This window comes from Alicyclobacillus hesperidum subsp. aegles, assembly GCF_027923525.1.
GTDB classification, from domain to species: Bacteria; Bacillota; Bacilli; order Alicyclobacillales; family Alicyclobacillaceae; genus Alicyclobacillus; species Alicyclobacillus aegles.
The window spans coordinates 1-269 of the sequence record NZ_BSBJ01000053.1 but is presented as its reverse complement, the minus strand read 5'-3'; the positions used below and the strand labels follow the sequence as shown (position 1 = coordinate 269).

Below are 269 nucleotides of genomic sequence, written 5' to 3'. Positions count from 1 at the left end.
GAGGCCAACGCCAATCGGTATACCTTTGTATGGAAAAAGTCCACAGACCGGTATCAGGAAAAGTTGCAGACCCAGATTCGTCAACTGTTGGACGAGATTGATGAAGTCAACCAACAGGAACAAAAGGAGTACGGAGAACGGGATCTGGAGGAACTAGGCGAAGGGAAAGTGATCACGGCCGCGCAGCTCGAAGAGACCGTATCCCGGCTAGAACAACGTTTGGCAGAGGATAAGACCAATAAACCGTTGCGTAAGGCAGTTCGTACATT

The 269-nt window shown here is 49.8% G+C and carries 1 pseudogene; it reads left to right on the top strand.

Features of this window, described 5'->3' with window-relative positions:
• Positions 1 to 269: pseudogene (locus QMF38_RS11415) on the top strand (IS1182 family transposase); the annotation flags it as partial.